The organism is Paenibacillus sp. FSL M7-1455 (assembly GCF_038004655.1).
Taxonomy (GTDB): Bacteria; Bacillota; Bacilli; order Paenibacillales; family Paenibacillaceae; genus Paenibacillus_AQ; species Paenibacillus_AQ cookii.
In genome coordinates, this window is sequence record NZ_JBBORO010000001.1 from 2225142 (window position 1) to 2241203 (window position 16062).

Here is a 16062-nt window from a genome sequence, read left to right on the forward strand (position 1 = left end):
AAACGGCCCGGTGTTCTGGCACTGCCATCGATACGGCAGCGGTTCGGGTGCATGTCGGGCATTTGTTCGGGGTCAAAAATACCCAAAAAAAGTCCGCTGTTTAGCGGGCTTTTTTATTTGCCGGCAGCCAAAGGGATATACATTACTTCTAACTGTGTTACCTTTAACATAGGTCCTTGCGCCGCAATCCATGCGAAGTTTTTTTATGGAACAAAATTTCCGAGAATCTGCTGTCCTCATATGAAAACGAACTGCGATGGATTCAGGGCATGCGGAAGGAGCTTTCGGAAAAAAAGATACGGCGAAGGATGCTTTATCGGAATCCTTTTTTGAGCTGGGTACCGGCGTAGCGGGCAGTTTCGTTCAAAAATGGGTGACCTATCGCGTCAAAACGGCTGCTGGTTTTACGTGAGTCCCGTCTAACCAGGGCAGGTTTAAGGAATGGAGGCGCGAATGAAACGGCGGCAACGCGTTTCGGGTTTTTGAAACGAGGGAAGAAGCGGAGCTTTGGCTCAGCAAATAGAAAGGGGCGCCGGTCGTTCAAACGGCCCGGGCCCTTTTTTGGTATGGAACATCGCTGGCGGATGCCCTTTCGCGGTTTACGGCAGAATATTTCCGGCCGCGCGGTAAATTTCATACCACTCTTCGCGAGACAACGTGATTTCGCTTGCTTTCACGCAGTCTTTCAGACGTTCAATGTTCATCGTGCCGATGACCGGCTGCATGTTGGCCGGATGGCGCAGCAGCCAGGCGATGGCGATCGTGGTGTTGTTGACGCCGTATTTGGCGGCGATTTCATCGATTTTTTGGTTCAGCTCAGGGAATTTGTCATTGCCAAGGAATACCCCTTCGAAAAATCCGTATTGGAACGGAGACCAAGGCTGAATCGTAATGTCGTGCAAACGGCAGAAGTCGAGAACGCTTCCGTCGCGGTTGACGGCCGATTCGTTTTCCATGTTGACGTTGATGCCGCTGGAGATCATCGTCGCATTCGTGATGCTGAGCTGCAATTGGTTGGCGACGATCGGCTGTTTCACCGCTTTTTTCAGCAGCTGGATCTGCATCGGATTTTGGTTCGATACGCCGAAGTGGCGCACTTTGCCGGAGCTTTCCAGCTGATCGAACGCCTCGGCGACCTCTTCAGGTTCCACGAGCGCATCCGGGCGGTGCAGCAGCAAAACATCCAAATAATCGGTTTTCAGCCGTTTCAAAATGCCGTCGACCGAATCTAAAATATGCTCTTTGGAAAAATCGAACATCCCTGGACGGATGCCGCATTTGGATTGCAAAATGATATTTTCGCGGATGTCGCTGTTCATATGTATGGCGTCCGCAAAAATTTCCTCGCAGGCGCCGCCGCCGTAAATGTCGGCATGGTCGAAGAAATTCGCGCCCAATTCCAGCGCCGTTTGCACGAAACGCTCCGCGCCGGTTTTGTCGAGGGAATTGATGCGCATGCAGCCGACGGCAACGACAGGGACTTCCAGCGTGCTGCTTCCAAGCTTAATCGTTTTCATGAATGCTGTCCTCCAGACTCATAATGGAATGATGTTTCTGCCCCGCGGCGGCGCTGCCGCCGGGAGTTTGCGGTCTTGTATGCGTTTACGCTTGATGGATAAGCAAAGCAGACAGTCTCCAATTCATTTTTGCACGGACCCGGAAAGGATTCAAGTTTATTTTATGAGCGAGAGCATCGTTTCGACGGAATGTTCGACAAAAGCGCGCTCCGGGCGGGCCTTCATGATGACCGTCAGCCCAATCAACGAAACGACCAGCGTTTGGGCCAAAGCTTTGGCATCGAGCCCGGCTTGAAGTTCGCCTGAACGAAGCCCCTTTTCAATCGTCTCCTGAAACATCGCCGCCAGATACATTTCGTGCTCCCTGGTAAGAATTTCGAACTTGGCGTCATGCGGCGCCAGCTCGACCATCGTATTGATGCAGAAACAGCCCCGGTTCCCCGTCCCCGCATATTCTTCTTCCACCAATCCTTCAAAAAAAACGCGGAACGCTTCCTTCACCGACGGATGATGCTGCAGCTTCGCGCGGATGCCGGCGGCGTGGGCTGAAGTATACCTCCGCAAAGCCGCTTCGAAAAGCTCCTTTTTATCCCCGAACGTGGAATAGATGCTTGGCCGCTGGATTCCCATGGCCGAAGTCAAATCGCTTAACGAGGTCGCTTCGTACCCCTTTTCCCAAAACAGCTGCATGGCCGCGTCCAATGCCTTGTCCACATCAAATTCCCGCTGCCGGACCATAATGGCACCCCATTTCATATCGTTCAGTATAAAATGATTGTAGCCGATCTGATGCTGAAATGTCAAAAGACTTGCCCGTACAGACAGCGTCGAAAAGCGCTAATAACCTTCTATAGAACTGCTTTTCCCGATTTCATCCGTCCATTTTTGGTTCTCCTTCTCTTGACAGTTTGCTTCAAAGGAGGTTATTGTAAGCTCATCATAATATACTGATCGGTATAATATACTTTTCGGTATGAAATAAAAGGAGGCATTTGATGAACACGGAGGTTTTTGAAAAACCAATGGAAGCCCCAGCCGCGCAATTCCGCGAACATGGCGGGGAAGGTGAGGGAGGAAAGAAGCCTGCATTTTCGTTCTCGCGCCGGATGGCTTTGCTGTTTGCCGTGGCCTGCGGGTTATCCGTCGCCAACATTTATTACGCCCAGCCGCTGCTGGATGCTTTGGCCCGCGAATTCGGACTTCCGCATTCTTCCGTCGGCATCGTCATCACGGTAACCCAGCTTTGTTACGCGCTCGGATTGTTTCTGCTTGTCCCGCTGGGGGACCTGCAGAATCGGCGAAAACTCATCCCGGGCATGATGCTGTTATCCGTGATCGCTTTGATCGTGGCCGGTACGGCCGGCAGCACCGCCGTTTTGTTCGCCGGGTTGGCCGTGGTCGGGCTGCTTGCCGTCGTGACGCAAACGCTGGTTGCGTATGCTTCGAGTTTGGCGGCACCTTCCGAACGCGGACAAATCGTCGGTTTGGTGACGAGCGGCGTGGTCATCGGCATTTTGCTCGCCCGTACCTTCGCCGGTGCGTTAACCGATATTGCCGGCTGGCGCTCCGTTTACCTGTCTTCCGCCGCGATGCTGTTCTTCGTGGCCTGCATTCTGCTGCGCTCGCTGCCCCGCGAACATCGGGATCAACCGCGGTTAAACTACGTGCAGCTGCTGCAATCGGTGCTCGCCTTGTTTATGCAGGAGAGGATTTTGCGCATTCGCGCGATATTGGCGCTGCTTATTTTTGCTTCGTTCAGCATTCTGTGGACTTCGCTCGTCCTGCCGCTTAGCCGTCCGCCGCTGTCCCTTTCCCATTCGGCCATCGGCTCGTTCGGGCTCGCAGGGGCCGCAGGGGCGCTTGCTGCGGCAAGGGCAGGCCGCTGGGCCGACATGGGGTTTGGCCAAAAAACGACGGGCATCGCGCTTGGCCTCCTGCTGCTGTCGTGGCTGCCGATCGGATTGCTCCATCGTTCCCTGCTTTTGTTGGTGTTTGGCATCCTTCTTCTGGACATGGCCGTTCAGGCGGTGCACGTCACGAACCAAAGCTTGATTTTTAACGTGCGCCCCGAAGCAAGAAGCCGGTTGACCGCCGGATATATGATTTTTTATTCGATCGGCAGCGCCTCCGGATCCATTGCATCCACGGCGGTGTATTCCTATTTTGGATGGACCGGGGTTTGCACGCTGGGTGCGTCCGTAAGCGCGCTGGCGCTGTTGTTTTGGGCTTGCACACGCCGGGACTAAGCGCGTAAGCAGTCCCCGCCGTGAATGATTCATTTGGACCGGCGGGGATTTTTCATGGAAGAGACAAAATGAACTTCGCAACCACCGATTTAATTTGAGATATTTGAGCGTTTTGCAGTAATCTGAGGCCTTGAGCCGTAAGGATTTTCGGACATAAAAAAGGGACTTCACCCCAACTTGGAGAAGTTTTCAAGTGACCAAACCCAAAAACCTCAAGGATGGAGGAAGTCACTTTGTATATTCTCCAAGAATGTCTGTTTTCCTTCGAAGAACTTTTAAAAATTCAACCCAAGGAGAGATTGCCGATCTTCTTCAGCTCTCTCGATCTGAGACCGTATGCCAAGGAACTGAGAAGCCGTTCACCCCGAGGCGCTGAGGGATACTGCAGACAAGGTATTCTACGAGCACTCTTGGCTGCGCCGCTTGAAGGAATAAGTACCTTTTCAGGGTTGCATAAGCGTTTGGATACGGATCTCCGGTTTCGTTATCAGTGTGGTCTTCCGCTGGATCGAGAAGCTCCTTCCATATCCACATTAAGCCGAGTTTTCTCAGAACTGACGAGAAAGGACTTGGCAAAACGGCTTTTTGAGGATTTGGTCACACGCTGTCAGCAGGAAGGTATCATAGAAGGCAGTAACGTCGCCATAGACAGCACCGCTCTCCGCGCTTACGAGAAAAAGCAGCCCAAACGCAAAAGCGAGCAAACGGGTAATGCGAACTGGGGCGCAAAAATTGATTCCTTCGGCAATAAAATCACATGGTTTGGTTACAAAATTCATCTGGCGGTCGATACGAAAAGTGAATTGCCGATCGCCTTGGAAGTAACGCCGGCGCATGTCAATGATGGAGAAATGGCGCCGGGCCTGATCGAGAAAACAGCGTCCAGGACGAGCACACGATTTTTCATACTCGATGCGGGCTACGACCAAATGAAAGTTTATGAGGCCGCCCGCAACGTCAAGGCACAAGCCATCATTCCCCTTAATCTTCGGGGGGAGAAGGAACCGCCTGCTGGCATGACCTCGAACGGAACACCGTGCTGTTCCATGGGTTATGCGATGACATACTGGGGAGTTGACGGCGATATGCATAAATTTCGCTGCCCGCATGCCACGGGTAAAGTCGACTGTCCGCTTGGCATGGCTGCCTGCTCGTCTTCAAACTATGGAATGGTCGTCAAAGTAAATGCGAAGGATGATCTCCGGCGATACAGCATCCCTCATCGGGATACAAAGCGTTGGAAGGAACTTTACAATGAACGAACCAGCGTAGAACGCTGCAACTCCCGATTGAAAACCTATTTGACGGCAGACGCCGCACATGTCCGGGGCATTCAGAAAGTCACAACTCACCAGTATTTGAATGCCATTGTTCTGCTTGCATCTGCGCTCGCCGTTTCTCATCATTCAAAACGGGCTGCCGCTTAAAAAACGAGCTGTTCTAAAATTCTGCAAGTCTGCCCTTTTCTTCATCCATATAATACCATTTTCGAAAATTCCCCCTTAACGACAGTGAATATGCTATCGCTTCTTCTCTGAAACGGAATTATGCAAAACACTCAATTTGAGATATTTAGAAAATTGTGGTTTGTTGGTAGAATAAATTCAACCAATGATGACATAGAGTGATTTGCAGATCGAAAGATTTAGGAGGCGGTTGGCGTGCAAGCCCAAGGAATCATTCCGATTTTACGCATATTCGACGAAAGGAAAGCAAAAGAATTTTATATCGATTACCTCGGTTTCAAGCTGGATTGGGGGCACCGGTTCGAACCGAACCTGCCGCTGTATGCGCAAATCTCCTTGCATCAAGCAACCATCCATCTTAGCGAGCATTACGGGGATTGCAGCCCGGGAGCCGCCATCCGCGTCGAAATGAAAGGCATCGAAGCCTTCCAGCGGCAGCTGATCGGCAAGCAGTATCGATACTCCAGGCCCGGTTTGGAGAAAACGCCGTGGCAGACCCTGGAGTGCTGCGTGATCGATCCGTTCGGCAATAAAATCGCGTTTTACGAGCCTGCGGAGCCGAGGATTGCCGGTATTCAGGAGCCCTCGTAGGCGCTTGAACGCAGCCATTTGAAGAGGGAAAGGAACATGCCCATGAAAACGGAAGCCGTTATTTTCGACCTCGACAACACGTTGATTAACCGGAAGCTTGCTTTTCGCGCTTATTCGGAGCATTTTATCGACCGGTTCGCGTCCGTCCGGGATGCCCGGCAAAAAGAAGAATTCGTCGAATTCATGCGGGTGTCGGATCGGGACGGCTACCGCGACAAACGGGAAATGGCTCTGGAATGCCTGGCCTCTTTCCCGCTGAAAAATCCGGAAACGACCGCCGAAGAGCTGCTCGACCATTGGTTCGCCGAATTTTACAATTATACCGTTCTGATGGACGGAACCTTGGACGTTTTGGAGCGACTGAAACGGAAAGACATTAAACTCGGCCTGATCACCAACGGTTCGCCGCATGCGCAGCATGCCAAAATCGACAAGGCGCAAATCCGGGAATATTTCGACGTCGTGATCGTATCGGGCGAAGCGGGGTTCCATAAACCGGATAAACGCCTATTTGAGCTGGCCTTAAGCCGGTTGGAAGCCAAACCGGAGAATAGCTGGTATGTCGGCGACCATCCGCGGAACGATGTTTTCGGCGCGACCAGCGCCGGGTTAAAAGCCGTTTGGCTGAGAGGATTTATGGATTGGCATCGCGATCTGGACGAACCCGAGCATCGGATCGACAGCTTGGATGAAATCATCGCGTTGATCGACAAAGCGTAGAAAGGTGATGAGCATGCACCCGCAACCGCAAAACCCCGGCAACCCGGTATTGGAAACCGAGCGGCTGATATTAAGGAAATTGACGGCAAACGACGTCGGCGACGTGTTCGCCTACTGTTCCGACGAAGAAATTTCGAAATACACCACCTGGTATTCGCATCAGACGATCGAGGATTCCGTGCAGTACGTCGATCGTGTTCTCGGGTTGTACGAACAAAACGATATTGCGCCATGGGGGATCGAAGACAAGGAAACCGGAGCCGTCATCGGCACGGTCGGTTTTGTGTATTGGCATCCCAAGCATGCAAAGGCCGAATTGGCATATGCGCTTTCCAGGGCGCATTGGAACAAAGGGTTGATGAGCGAAGCAGCGGGAAGAATCATCCGCTTCGGATTCGAGGCGATGCAATTGGTGCGGATCGAAGCCCGGTGTCATCTGTCTAACATTGGCTCCAGCCGGGTGATGGAAAAATGCGGAATGGAATTCGAGGGTGTCTTACGAAAAAATATACTCGTAAAAGGCCAATTCGAAGATTTGAAACTTTATGCCGTCATTCATGAAGCGAACGCCAGGGCTCACGAAGGGGGATGGAAATGAAAAAGAAATACGTATTCGCGCTTTTGTTGGTGTTTGCCGCGATTTCGCTTTTAACAGGTTGCGTCCCCGGAGACGGCACGAATACGCCCCAGCATGCCGCAGGTTTTTTCTGGGGAATCTGGCATGGGTGGATCGCGCCTATTTCATTAATTATAGGATTGTTTAAACCCCATATTAGGGTATATGAAATTTATAATTCGGGTTGGTGGTATGATGTCGGATTCTATATTGCGGTGATTAGCGGATTCGGCGGCATTTCCATTTTCCGGAGCAAAAAATCAAACAGGGATTAAGCCATAAGCCTTATAACGATGGCAACGCGGATGCACATGGGATAGAATGGCAGGCAAGCTGAGCAGAAAGGCAATTTCCGTTAAGAATGGAGCGCAAGCCAGTGGTCTTTTTCAACTTTTATTGGATGATAATCTTCGCTGCGGTTATCCTTTCGGTGACCGGTCTTATTTTTCGGAAAAGTGTTTTGCTTTACCTGGCCGCGGTGCTGGTGCTTCCATTAGCTTTATATTTGGCTGCGACGCCGCGGTTTCATTTGTGGGGACTCGCTTTTCCGCTTTTATTCGCAGGTTCGGCCATTTTGATCCAAAGGAAGCGAAGATGGCTTTCGGTTATGCTGTCGGTCCCGGTGTACCTGCTTGTAGCCTGGTTGATGTACACCGTATGGAATCAGTAAATGTCGTGCTTCCAAACGATGACTTAGACTGGAGGAAATGTTATGCCCTATGATGCAACGATCACGTCCGGGGAGCTGGATCGGCTGCTTCCTTTTTTGAATGTTCTTCAAGATCCGAACCAGCCGTTGTCTGCTGTGTCCGGACGTTACCGCTTTGAAACGGAGGTTGTCCGGAATTTTGTGCAAGAGCTGTCCAACACGGGTTTCATGATGGTATTCGATTGGAGTTCGTGGGTCGCGGAGCATGAAATCTATCGAGATATCGACCGGGACATCGAAGACCATTTGATGCAGGCGGATCTGGAGACGCTAAGAAAACTTGTCACAAGTTACGTGCGCGGGGACCGATTTACGGAAGGGGTATGGATACGAGTCCTTGAAAACGGCAAAATGACGCAAATTCTAAAAAGGCTGAAAATGCTTCGGGAAGAGATGCAGGAGTAAGCCAGGGAAAGGTGCGAATCCGATATGTATGCCGTCGTTCTCCGCTTCGATCAACAGACGGAACAAGCGCTGAAACGGATCTGGGAAGAAATGCGTGATCGGGGCATCTCGGGATACGTGGATGAGGTCCCGAACCGGCGGCCGCATTTGACGCTTGCGGATTATTCGAATCTGGATGAGGCCGAGTTCATGGACATGTTTGATCGTTTTTACAACGCAAGGGCGGGCTTTTCGTTAAACTTCGGCATGCTGGGTACGTTTATCGGGTCGGGGACGCTTTTTCTGGCCCCCAATCCGGCCGCCGAGCTGCTGAAATTTCACGCCGAACATCATCAATATTTTAGCCGGTATGCGGACGAAGCCGTTGATATGATTCTTCATGTAGGAAGAAGACAAGCAAGATTTTACGAAAACAAAAGACAGAAAGCAGGGAAGACATCATGACAGACATTAGACACATTGCCGAATCCGATCTTCCGGCGCTTGCCCGGCTCTACGAAGAACTGATGGGAATTCCGACGAACGGGGACAGGATGCTTCAGGTTTTCCGAAGCGCCGAAAGCAGCGGAAACTATCATATTTTGGGCGCGTTCCATGAAGGGGAGCTCGCCGGATCGCTGATGGGGATTATATGCCTCGACTTTGTCGGAAGCTGCAAACCGTTTATGGTCATCGAAAACGTCATTGTTTCAAGCCGCATTCGCAGGCAGGGCATCGGAAAGAAGCTGATGGAAGCCATCGAGCAAATCGCGAGGGACCATGATTGCGGTTATATCATTTTCGTGTCGGGCGAACAGCGCAAGGAAGCGCACCGGTTTTACGAGAAGCTCGGTTACCGCGACGAACAGGTCGAAGGATTCAGGAAACTGCTGTAGAACTCCTGCCGGCACCGCGTCCGGAAAGGAACATCCCCCAATCATTCAGATATATCGGCCACTCGTTTCCCATATACATAGCTGTGGAAAATGAATTTATACGCCCATTCAAGGTCCAAGGAGGGGAGCCATGAGCGGTTCAGCAATCGGAAAAAACGTTCCGAGAAAGGAATCATGGCAAAAAGCGACCGGAACGGCCCGCTATGTGAACGATATCGCAAGACCGGGGATGCTGTATGCGAAACTCGCGGTCAGTCCCCATGCCCATGCCAAAATCATCTCGATCGATACCTCGCAGGCCTTAAGCATTCCCGGCGTACGAGCGGTCGTGACAGGGCGGCATTTTCCGGTGTTGACCGGGTCTCCGCTCGAAGACCGACCGCCGCTCGCCATCGACAAAGTCAGATATTACGGCGAGCCGGTGGCTTTGGTCGTCGCCGACTCGGAATATGTCGCCCAAATGGCCGCTTTGCGGATTCAAGCCGAATATGAACCTCTGCCCATCGTACATTCCCCGAGCCAAGCCTACCCCAAAGACGCCCCGCTTATCCACGAACGTCTCGCAACTTACCCTGGAATTGAAACATGGTCTGCAGCTTGGCTTCCACCGTTTTTCCTTGGCTTGCCGGGCAGCCATGCCGTACCCAGTCGGCCGTTTGATAAAATTGGCGGGTTAAACGCTCCGCAAAACGCGTCATTTTTTGTTTGGCCGTCGGGATGGAATCGGGAGGAAACAACAGCGCGTGAATAAGAACCGCAACGACGGCACCCACCACGGTATCGCGCACGCGGTAAAAGGGATAGCTCGGCATTTTGCTTTGAAAATACAATACCAGCATAATGCTGAGCGCAATTTGGACCGTCAAGGCATGATCCCTGTTCAGCCTCTTGACGATGGCGGCCCCAAGCAGCACCAACAGCCCGATGCTCCATCCGCTTAAGCCGACATAAGGCGTGATGCATGCGGTCGCCGCAACGCCGGCGATCGTTCCGATGATACGCTGCCAGGCAAATCGCAGGGATTGGCTGACCGTAATTTGAAAACATAAGATAGCCGTCAGCGGGGCCAAGTAAGGATGGTTGGACCCGGCCCATTCGGCGGCTTCCCATGACAGCGCCGCAGCTAACGGCATTTTCCATACCGTGCCATTATTTTTAATGATATCCGTTAATTTGCTTTTCACTAGGCTGGACTCCGTTTTATAATTGTTTAGGTTATTGTTGCCGCAGATGGAAACCGATCATTCGCCGGCATCGTTATTTTGAAGAACATTTTGCAAGCTGGAGGGGATAAGGGATGGAAGGGCTGCTTGAAACCCGATTGACCGGGGAACGTATCCTGCTTCGACCCGTACGGGAAAACGAATTGGATGCTTATTTCGGGCTATTGCAGGAGCCTGAGGCGATGAGATTGACCGGAACGCAGGAGCGTTTCACCAAGGAATCCACGTCGGCATGGCTGCAAAAGATCGGCCGCGTTCACGAGGATCGCGTCGATTTGATGATCGCCTTAAAGGAAACGGATGAATTGATCGGGGAGGTCGTTTTGAACGAAATCGATCCGGTCAATCGCTGCGCCAACATACGCATCATGGTTTCCGGGCGCCACAGCGATCGAGGGTACGGTTCGGAAGCGATGCGGTTGATGCTCAGGCACGGTTTTGAAGATTTGAACCTGCACCGGATCGAGCTCGGAGTGTATGCGTTTAATCCGAGGGCCGTTCATGTGTATGAGAAGCTGGGTTTTAGCCGGGAAGGCGTGAAGCGGGATGCGCTTTATCTTGATGGCCGGTTTCATGACATGATTTTGATGGCGCTTTTGGAAGAGGAATTTCGGGCGCGTTCCTAATGATATGTAAGAGGGGTTCTGAATACCCCGAATGCACGGCTTATGGACATGATCAAAAAGATTCGAATCTCGAATGGAAGACGGTGGCGATATGAAAGGAATCGAGAACGTGCATCAATTCATCGAAGGTTGGGTGGCGGAGAACAAAATACCCGGCGCGGTCATTGACATTCAGGTCAAAGACAAGCTTCAATGGCAAGCCGCTTACGGAACAGCCTCGCGGGATACGATTTTTGACGTGGCCTCGCTAACGAAGGTGGCGGCGACGCTGCCGGCGATCATGACGCTGGTCCAGTCGGGGCGGGTTTCGCTTCAGGACCCGATCCAAACGTATATCCCGGAGTTTCGCCATCCGGATGTGACCATCGAGCACTGTCTAAAACATGTTTCGGGATTGCCTTCCGGCGTTCCGGATTTCAAAGATCGTTACAAACCATTGGACATCCGGCAAATTTTCGAGCTGGAGCTTGAATCCTGCCCCGGAGAGCGTGTGAATTACAGTGATATCGGCATGATTTTGATCGGTTGGATCGTTTCCCGGTTGACGCAGCAGCCGCTGGACGAATGGGCCAGGGAGCATGTTTTTGAACCGCTTGGCATGAAAGACAGTTATTTTAACCCGCCGGAAACCTTACGGGACCGGATCGCCCCAACCGAGTGGGACGGCCAAAAGTACATCCTCGGGGAAGTGCATGACGAAACCTGCTACCGCCTCGGGGGCGTCGCCGGCAGCGCGGGCTTGTTTTCGACGGCGGAGGATTTGGCCCGGTATGCGAAAATATGGCTTTACCCCGAACGGTATTCCCTGCTTTCCAAAGAGACGGTGGATGCATGCTTGAAGCCTGTTTTTCAGGGACGAGGGCTGGGGTGGCAGGTGCAGGGCGCCTCGGATGAAGGGCTGTCATGTGGCCCGAATTGGCCGGAAGGCAGCTTTGGGCATACGGGATTTACGGGGACGAGCATGTGGATCAATCCGGTAGACGAGATGACCGTCGTATTTTTGACGAACGGGGTGCATTTGGGCAGGGAGCATAACGAATTGAGGCATCTGCGGCCGATTTTGCATGAGGCGGCATTGTCGATCGTGAAGCCGTAAGGCCATCAAAAACGTCGCGTATGAACGCGTTTCAGATATTTATTTCGCATGGGCATTTTCATAGCCGGCCTGAAGGCTGCGTTTCCCAAATGAACCGCATGGAAATATCTTGTGAAAGTGTCTTTATCACCCAGCGTACACCAAGTATAATATTAGGTAAGGATTTTGCAATCCTGATGTAAGAAAGGGGGCGGTCCTTCTGCCGTTAATACATGAACATAGCGGTTCGGCTTTTGACCCAAGCGGGAAAATGGACGATAAATCAAAAGCCCAGCTGGAAATTTTGCGCGAGATCGCCGCCATCTTTTGTGCTTTGGACCGGCCGTTTTGGCTTCGCGGAGGTTGGGCCATCGACTTTTTGCTGGGCAGCATTACGCGTCCCCATGAGGATCTTGACCTAGTGGCTTTCGTTGAATGCCGGGATCTGCTGGAGCAGAGACTTGCCGATGCCGGTTATGAAAAATTCCCGATCAGCGGGAGACAGACGGATTTTCGGAAAAATGAAACCGATGTCCAGATTTGTTACGTGAACTATACGGAGGACGGCCATATCATCTTGAACGGACTCCCCGAATGGGTATGGCGGACGGATGCGCTGCAGACCGAGACGTTCAGCCTTGGCGGCATCTCGGCACGCGTCCTTCATCCCCGGCAGCTTCTCGAAGAAAAAGAAGTGTATCGGGAGATCGGCAGAATGCCGCGCCCGAAGGACGAGGAAAGCAAAACGGTGTTGCGCGAGTTGATCGGCAGCATGGAGTGACTACGAGACCCGGTCGGAGGGAGATGGATCCAGGCCGGGCCGTTTTATTTTCTGAAATGATAGCGCGCAAAAAGAGAAGGAGAAACACAGCGATGCCAACCGTAACTGTTCGAACGGAAACGCGGGCGGATGCCGAGCAAGTCGCGAAGGTATTGTTTCAAGCTTTCGGCAACCGCGAAGACGAATCCGAACTCGTGAAAAGAATCAGGCGGTCCGATGGGTTTATCCCCGAACTGTCGCTTGTGGCCGAGCAAAACGGTGAGATCGTCGGCCATATTTTATTAAGCAAGGCAAAGGTTGTCAACGGGGACCAACAGACCGGCGTGATTGCGCTGGCTCCGCTCGCCGTCGACCCGAAACATCAGAAACAAGGAATCGGCGGGCTTTTGATCCAGGAAGGTGTGGAACGCTGCCGGCAGATGGGCTATGAGCTCGTGCTGTTAATCGGCCATCCGGCGTATTATCCGAAATTCGGCTTTAAGCCGGCTCGCCCCTTCGGTCTCGAATTAAAGCAATTTGACGTTCCCGATGATGTCTTTATGGTTTGTGAGCTGCAGGACGGCGCGCTCGGCCGGATCCAGGGAGAGCTCATATACCCCGAGGCGTTTTTATGATCGCTTACAATATTTGCTTGGATATTGCGTCCGGAAAACCGCGGCGTCGCCTGCAATATACCGGAAAGCATCGAAAAAATCTTGTGCGATGACCGCTGCTACGAGCATATCTGCGAGTATCGCAACGGGGAACTGGTGCGACACGAATCCGTGCCGATCGAGCCGGACATCGAACGGGTCACCGACCCCGGCAGAGCTTGCGGCGTTTTTATTGAACAGGAAGAAGTGCCTTTCCTATTCGTGAATCGAAGATTATGCGAATTGCGACACAAGCGGGAGCGGAAAGCGATAAACAATGCCCGTACACCCCTAAAAAGGAGGCCCACCCCATCATGAAGAAAAAGAAATGGTGGATCGCGATCATCGCGGTTGCCGTGCTCTACATTGTCTTTTTCCCGTCCCCTTCGCCCGAACTCGCCGTCCGCAAGCATTATCTGTTATCGTTTCATCCCATGATGGCCTGTTTGGAGCCGATCCAAGAGGGAAACATCAAAAACGATCCCCGATACGGCGATCTTTACCTCGTGGATGCGTCATCCAGGCCTTTCGTATACGTCAAAAAATCCGCGTTGGGCTGGAGAGTTTCATCGGCCGGAACGGGGCCGTAAATCCAAGCGGGCGTCAAACTGCGTTTGATCCGAACTTACGGGCGAGGTGACCCATGAAAAAAGCGGTACGATATGCCGCGTTGTTCATCCTGCTGCTCGCAGGATGCCAAGACGAGGAAGGCCCGCCGGCTGGGCTCCGATATTGAAGGGTTGAAAAAGGCGCTGGAACAAAATCCGGATGATCCAATGAGGCAAAATCTCGAACATGCGATCAAGGATCTGGCGTCGAATCAGCTGGACGCCTTGCGCGTTCCGGATGGGCATGTATTCGTGATTGGCGACGATTGGTTCCGAAGCTTCGACAGCCGGCATTTCGGCCCTTTGCCGATCGGTTCGATCCAAGGGAAGGTGCTTGGGTACCCGGCTGATCCGCCGGCAAAATAAGCTTCGTGCCTGACTTTCGATATAACGAATAAGCAGTCCTTATTTCAGCAAGGACTGCTTATCCTGATCGTATTGCAAGCTATGTATGTTCCGGTTTCATCGTTTTTGGCAGCTTCACCGTAAAGGCCGTCCCTTGTCCGGGTTCGCTTTCGATCTGAATGGAGCCGCCGTGGTTATGTATAATGTTTTGCGTAATCATAAAACCGAGTCCCGTTCCCGTGTCCTTCGTGGTAAAAAAAGGCTGCCCAAGCTTCTGAACCTGCTCCGGCGTCATGCCGCTGCCCTCATCCTGGACGCGGATCCACACCTCTTGCTCCGTGGAATCGACGGACACGAGAATGGTTCCGCTGGAGTCCATGGCATCCATGCCGTTTTTGAGCAAATTGATGAACACCTGTTTGAGCTGATTGGTCTCCCCGACGATCCACTGCGGTACATCGGCGCGTTCAAGCGTGATTTCGATGTTTTTTAACGCCGCCTGAACATTCATTAACGTAATCACTTGCTCCAACATCGGCAGAACGTTGATCGGCTTGCTGACATGTTTCCCTTGAGGTTTGGATAAAACGAGCAGCTCGTTGACGATCAGTTCGATCCGCTTCAGTTCCGACTCGATAATCTCATAATACGTTTCGGGGCTGCGCTTGGAGGATCGGATCAGCTTCATGAAGCCGTTGATCGACGTCAGCGGGTTCCGGATTTCATGGGCGATGCCCGCAGCCAACTGCCCGGACATCGTCAGTTTTTCGGACTGCATCATATATTCTTCCCGCTGTTTTTGATCCGTGATGTCCTTAAATACGTTGACGGCGGCATGTTCCCCTTCATAATTGATGATAAGCGTGAACCCTTCCACGTATTTTTGACGCCCATCCATGCAATTGATGAGATAAACAATGGGGTTTAGCGCTTTTTTTACATCATAGATCTTCCGCCGTTCTTCAAGCGCCGTGTGATAGGTCGCATCGACGACCATGTTGGTCGATAAGCCGAGCGCTTCGCTTCGGTCTTGGGCGTGCACCAGCCGGAGGGCAGCGGGATTGGCGTATTGAATGATCCCTTTTTTGGTGATCAAAACGGCAAGCTGCATTTTTTCCAGCAGTTCGTGGTAAGAATTGTGGATATCCGTCAGCGCGAATTCCGTGGATTTCAGTTTCTCTTCGATTTCAAGCAGCGGGGTTCGGTTTTCAAACTGGACCAAATAGTGGAGCGGAAGCGCATCTTTGTCGCGGATGAGCGAGACATGGATGGTGACCGTTAACCGTCGGCCGGAGACTTGGTCGAGCGGGCGCTCGAACCGGCCTGAAATGTTCCGTTCGTTTGCAAGCGATTCGCCGAAGCGTCGGATGTCAGCCAAAAGATCTTTGTAGGTATGGTCCAGGGGAGCGGTGGAATCAATGTCGTGCTGCGGATGTCCCAATAGATCGCATAACGCGGGATTGATCATGATGAAGGTTCCGTGAAGCGATATGAGAGCCATTCCAAGAGCAGCGTGCCGAAAGATGAGATCATCATTTTGGACATGATCACGTAGCACTACAAATCTCCTCTCTTTTTTTCCAGTTTTTTGTCGGATTGTAACCATATTATAAGCATGATCCGGAAC

General features: G+C 52.1%; 21 protein-coding genes and 1 pseudogene. 18 read left to right on the forward strand and 4 right to left on the reverse strand.

The features are described from left to right. The first annotated feature begins 256 nt into the window (after positions 1–256). Entirely contained in the window at positions 257–412 is a 156-nt protein-coding gene (locus NYE48_RS28215) for a DUF4180 domain-containing protein (protein WP_156124683.1), read from the forward strand. A gap of 187 nt (positions 413–599) precedes the next feature. Here NYE48_RS28215 and NYE48_RS10320 read toward each other — a convergent pair whose 3' ends face one another. Both NYE48_RS10320 and NYE48_RS10325 read right to left on the reverse strand, forming a co-directional pair. Further along, a complete protein-coding gene (locus NYE48_RS10320; protein WP_340998401.1) occupies positions 600–1517 on the reverse strand; it encodes an aldo/keto reductase in 918 nt (305 codons plus the stop codon). Between the two features lie 156 nt (positions 1518–1673). After that, positions 1674–2255 carry a TetR/AcrR family transcriptional regulator gene (locus NYE48_RS10325; RefSeq protein ID WP_036713607.1) on the reverse strand — a complete coding sequence of 194 codons (582 nt, stop codon included), beginning with the start codon at positions 2253–2255 and terminating at the stop codon, positions 1674–1676. A 368-nt stretch (positions 2256–2623) separates the two neighbouring features. Here NYE48_RS10325 and NYE48_RS10330 point away from each other — a divergent pair, with 368 nt between their 5' ends. From NYE48_RS10330 to NYE48_RS10380, 11 genes and pseudogenes are all read left to right on the forward strand, one after another. Then, on the forward strand, positions 2624–3763 hold the full coding sequence (locus tag NYE48_RS10330) for an MFS transporter (protein WP_341000627.1): 1140 nt from the start codon (positions 2624–2626) through the stop codon (positions 3761–3763). 233 nt (positions 3764–3996) lie between these two features. After that, a complete protein-coding gene (locus NYE48_RS10335; RefSeq protein WP_340997203.1) occupies positions 3997–5190 on the forward strand; it encodes a transposase in 1194 nt (397 codons plus the stop codon). A 234-nt stretch (positions 5191–5424) separates the two neighbouring features. Beyond that, positions 5425–5820, forward strand: coding sequence for a glyoxalase superfamily protein (locus tag NYE48_RS10340; protein ID WP_212951627.1), 396 nt, complete (start codon positions 5425–5427; stop codon positions 5818–5820). A gap of 36 nt (positions 5821–5856) precedes the next feature. Next, positions 5857–6540 carry an HAD family hydrolase gene (locus NYE48_RS10345; protein ID WP_340998404.1) on the forward strand — a complete coding sequence of 228 codons (684 nt, stop codon included), beginning with the start codon at positions 5857–5859 and terminating at the stop codon, positions 6538–6540. A gap of 13 nt (positions 6541–6553) precedes the next feature. Continuing rightward, entirely contained in the window at positions 6554–7138 is a 585-nt protein-coding gene (locus tag NYE48_RS10350; RefSeq protein ID WP_036713609.1) for a GNAT family N-acetyltransferase, read from the forward strand. After that, on the forward strand, positions 7135–7431 hold the full coding sequence (locus tag NYE48_RS10355) for a hypothetical protein (RefSeq protein WP_036713611.1): 297 nt from the start codon (positions 7135–7137) through the stop codon (positions 7429–7431). Before NYE48_RS10350 ends, NYE48_RS10355 begins: the two co-directional genes overlap by 4 nt. Positions 7432–7477: 46 nt before the next feature. Beyond that, entirely contained in the window at positions 7478–7879 is a 402-nt protein-coding gene (locus tag NYE48_RS10360; protein ID WP_340998406.1) for a hypothetical protein, read from the forward strand. After that, positions 7869–8270, forward strand: a complete 402-nt coding sequence (locus tag NYE48_RS10365; protein WP_212951617.1) for a DUF6508 domain-containing protein — start codon at positions 7869–7871, stop codon at positions 8268–8270. Before NYE48_RS10360 ends, NYE48_RS10365 begins: the two co-directional genes overlap by 11 nt. 24 nt (positions 8271–8294) lie before the next feature. After that, the gene (locus NYE48_RS10370) at positions 8295–8714 is read left to right on the forward strand and encodes a 2'-5' RNA ligase family protein (protein ID WP_036713616.1); all 420 of its coding nucleotides are present in this window, start codon (positions 8295–8297) and stop codon (positions 8712–8714) included. Beyond that, complete coding sequence (locus NYE48_RS10375) at positions 8711–9145, forward strand: GNAT family N-acetyltransferase (RefSeq protein ID WP_036713617.1); 435 nt, start codon at positions 8711–8713, stop codon at positions 9143–9145. The genes NYE48_RS10370 and NYE48_RS10375 overlap by 4 nt, the downstream gene beginning before the upstream one ends. A gap of 130 nt (positions 9146–9275) precedes the next feature. Beyond that, positions 9276–9635: pseudogene (locus NYE48_RS10380) on the forward strand (xanthine dehydrogenase family protein molybdopterin-binding subunit); the annotation flags it as partial. A 55-nt stretch (positions 9636–9690) separates the two neighbouring features. Here NYE48_RS10380 and NYE48_RS10385 read toward each other — a convergent pair. After that, positions 9691–10329: an FUSC family protein gene (locus tag NYE48_RS10385; RefSeq protein WP_340998410.1), complete on the reverse strand. Its 639-nt coding sequence runs from the start codon at positions 10327–10329 to the stop codon at positions 9691–9693. Positions 10330–10442: 113 nt separating this feature from the next. On the opposite strand from NYE48_RS10385, the gene NYE48_RS10390 reads away from it, so the two are divergent. From NYE48_RS10390 to NYE48_RS10415, 6 genes are all read left to right on the forward strand, one after another. Continuing rightward, positions 10443–10994 (forward strand): GNAT family N-acetyltransferase, encoded by a 552-nt coding sequence (locus tag NYE48_RS10390; RefSeq protein WP_212951611.1) that lies wholly within the window; start codon positions 10443–10445, stop codon positions 10992–10994. Between the two features lie 91 nt (positions 10995–11085). Further along, positions 11086–12090 (forward strand): serine hydrolase domain-containing protein, encoded by a 1005-nt coding sequence (locus NYE48_RS10395; RefSeq protein WP_340998413.1) that lies wholly within the window; start codon positions 11086–11088, stop codon positions 12088–12090. A 250-nt stretch (positions 12091–12340) separates the two neighbouring features. Continuing rightward, complete coding sequence (locus tag NYE48_RS10400) at positions 12341–12850, forward strand: nucleotidyltransferase domain-containing protein (protein ID WP_340998414.1); 510 nt, start codon at positions 12341–12343, stop codon at positions 12848–12850. A gap of 92 nt (positions 12851–12942) precedes the next feature. Beyond that, positions 12943–13464, forward strand: a complete 522-nt coding sequence (locus NYE48_RS10405) for a GNAT family N-acetyltransferase (RefSeq protein ID WP_340998416.1) — start codon at positions 12943–12945, stop codon at positions 13462–13464. 332 nt (positions 13465–13796) lie between these two features. Further along, a complete protein-coding gene (locus tag NYE48_RS10410) occupies positions 13797–14072 on the forward strand; it encodes a hypothetical protein (RefSeq protein ID WP_340998418.1) in 276 nt (91 codons plus the stop codon). Positions 14073–14144: 72 nt separating this feature from the next. Continuing rightward, the gene (locus NYE48_RS10415) at positions 14145–14456 is read left to right on the forward strand and encodes a S26 family signal peptidase (RefSeq protein WP_340998419.1); all 312 of its coding nucleotides are present in this window, start codon (positions 14145–14147) and stop codon (positions 14454–14456) included. A 79-nt stretch (positions 14457–14535) separates the two neighbouring features. On the opposite strand, the gene NYE48_RS10420 is transcribed toward NYE48_RS10415, so the two are convergent. Next, on the reverse strand, positions 14536–15993 hold the full coding sequence (locus NYE48_RS10420) for an ATP-binding protein (protein WP_340998420.1): 1458 nt from the start codon (positions 15991–15993) through the stop codon (positions 14536–14538). Positions 15994–16062: the final 69 nt, after the last annotated feature.

Excerpts from the sequence above, each read along its gene's own strand:
- NYE48_RS28215 (WP_156124683.1), top strand. The coding sequence starts at position 257 with ATGGATTCAGGGCATGCGGAAGGAGCTTTCGGAAAAAAAGATACGGCG.
- NYE48_RS10320 (WP_340998401.1), bottom strand. The coding sequence starts at position 1,517 with ATGAAAACGATTAAGCTTGGAAGCAGCACGCTGGAAGTCCCTGTCGTT.
- NYE48_RS10325 (WP_036713607.1), bottom strand. The coding sequence starts at position 2,255 with ATGGTCCGGCAGCGGGAATTTGATGTGGACAAGGCATTGGACGCGGCC.
- NYE48_RS10330 (WP_341000627.1), top strand. The coding sequence starts at position 2,624 with ATGGCTTTGCTGTTTGCCGTGGCCTGCGGGTTATCCGTCGCCAACATT.
- NYE48_RS10345 (WP_340998404.1), top strand. The coding sequence starts at position 5,857 with ATGCCCATGAAAACGGAAGCCGTTATTTTCGACCTCGACAACACGTTG.
- NYE48_RS10350 (WP_036713609.1), top strand. The coding sequence starts at position 6,554 with ATGCACCCGCAACCGCAAAACCCCGGCAACCCGGTATTGGAAACCGAG.
- NYE48_RS10355 (WP_036713611.1), top strand. The coding sequence starts at position 7,135 with ATGAAAAAGAAATACGTATTCGCGCTTTTGTTGGTGTTTGCCGCGATT.
- NYE48_RS10360 (WP_340998406.1), top strand. The coding sequence starts at position 7,478 with ATGGCAGGCAAGCTGAGCAGAAAGGCAATTTCCGTTAAGAATGGAGCG.
- NYE48_RS10365 (WP_212951617.1), top strand. The coding sequence starts at position 7,869 with ATGCCCTATGATGCAACGATCACGTCCGGGGAGCTGGATCGGCTGCTT.
- NYE48_RS10370 (WP_036713616.1), top strand. The coding sequence starts at position 8,295 with ATGTATGCCGTCGTTCTCCGCTTCGATCAACAGACGGAACAAGCGCTG.
- NYE48_RS10375 (WP_036713617.1), top strand. The coding sequence starts at position 8,711 with ATGACAGACATTAGACACATTGCCGAATCCGATCTTCCGGCGCTTGCC.
- NYE48_RS10390 (WP_212951611.1), top strand. The coding sequence starts at position 10,443 with ATGGAAGGGCTGCTTGAAACCCGATTGACCGGGGAACGTATCCTGCTT.
- NYE48_RS10395 (WP_340998413.1), top strand. The coding sequence starts at position 11,086 with ATGAAAGGAATCGAGAACGTGCATCAATTCATCGAAGGTTGGGTGGCG.
- NYE48_RS10400 (WP_340998414.1), top strand. The coding sequence starts at position 12,341 with ATGGACGATAAATCAAAAGCCCAGCTGGAAATTTTGCGCGAGATCGCC.
- NYE48_RS10405 (WP_340998416.1), top strand. The coding sequence starts at position 12,943 with ATGCCAACCGTAACTGTTCGAACGGAAACGCGGGCGGATGCCGAGCAA.
- NYE48_RS10410 (WP_340998418.1), top strand. The coding sequence starts at position 13,797 with ATGAAGAAAAAGAAATGGTGGATCGCGATCATCGCGGTTGCCGTGCTC.
- NYE48_RS10415 (WP_340998419.1), top strand. The coding sequence starts at position 14,145 with ATGCCGCGTTGTTCATCCTGCTGCTCGCAGGATGCCAAGACGAGGAAG.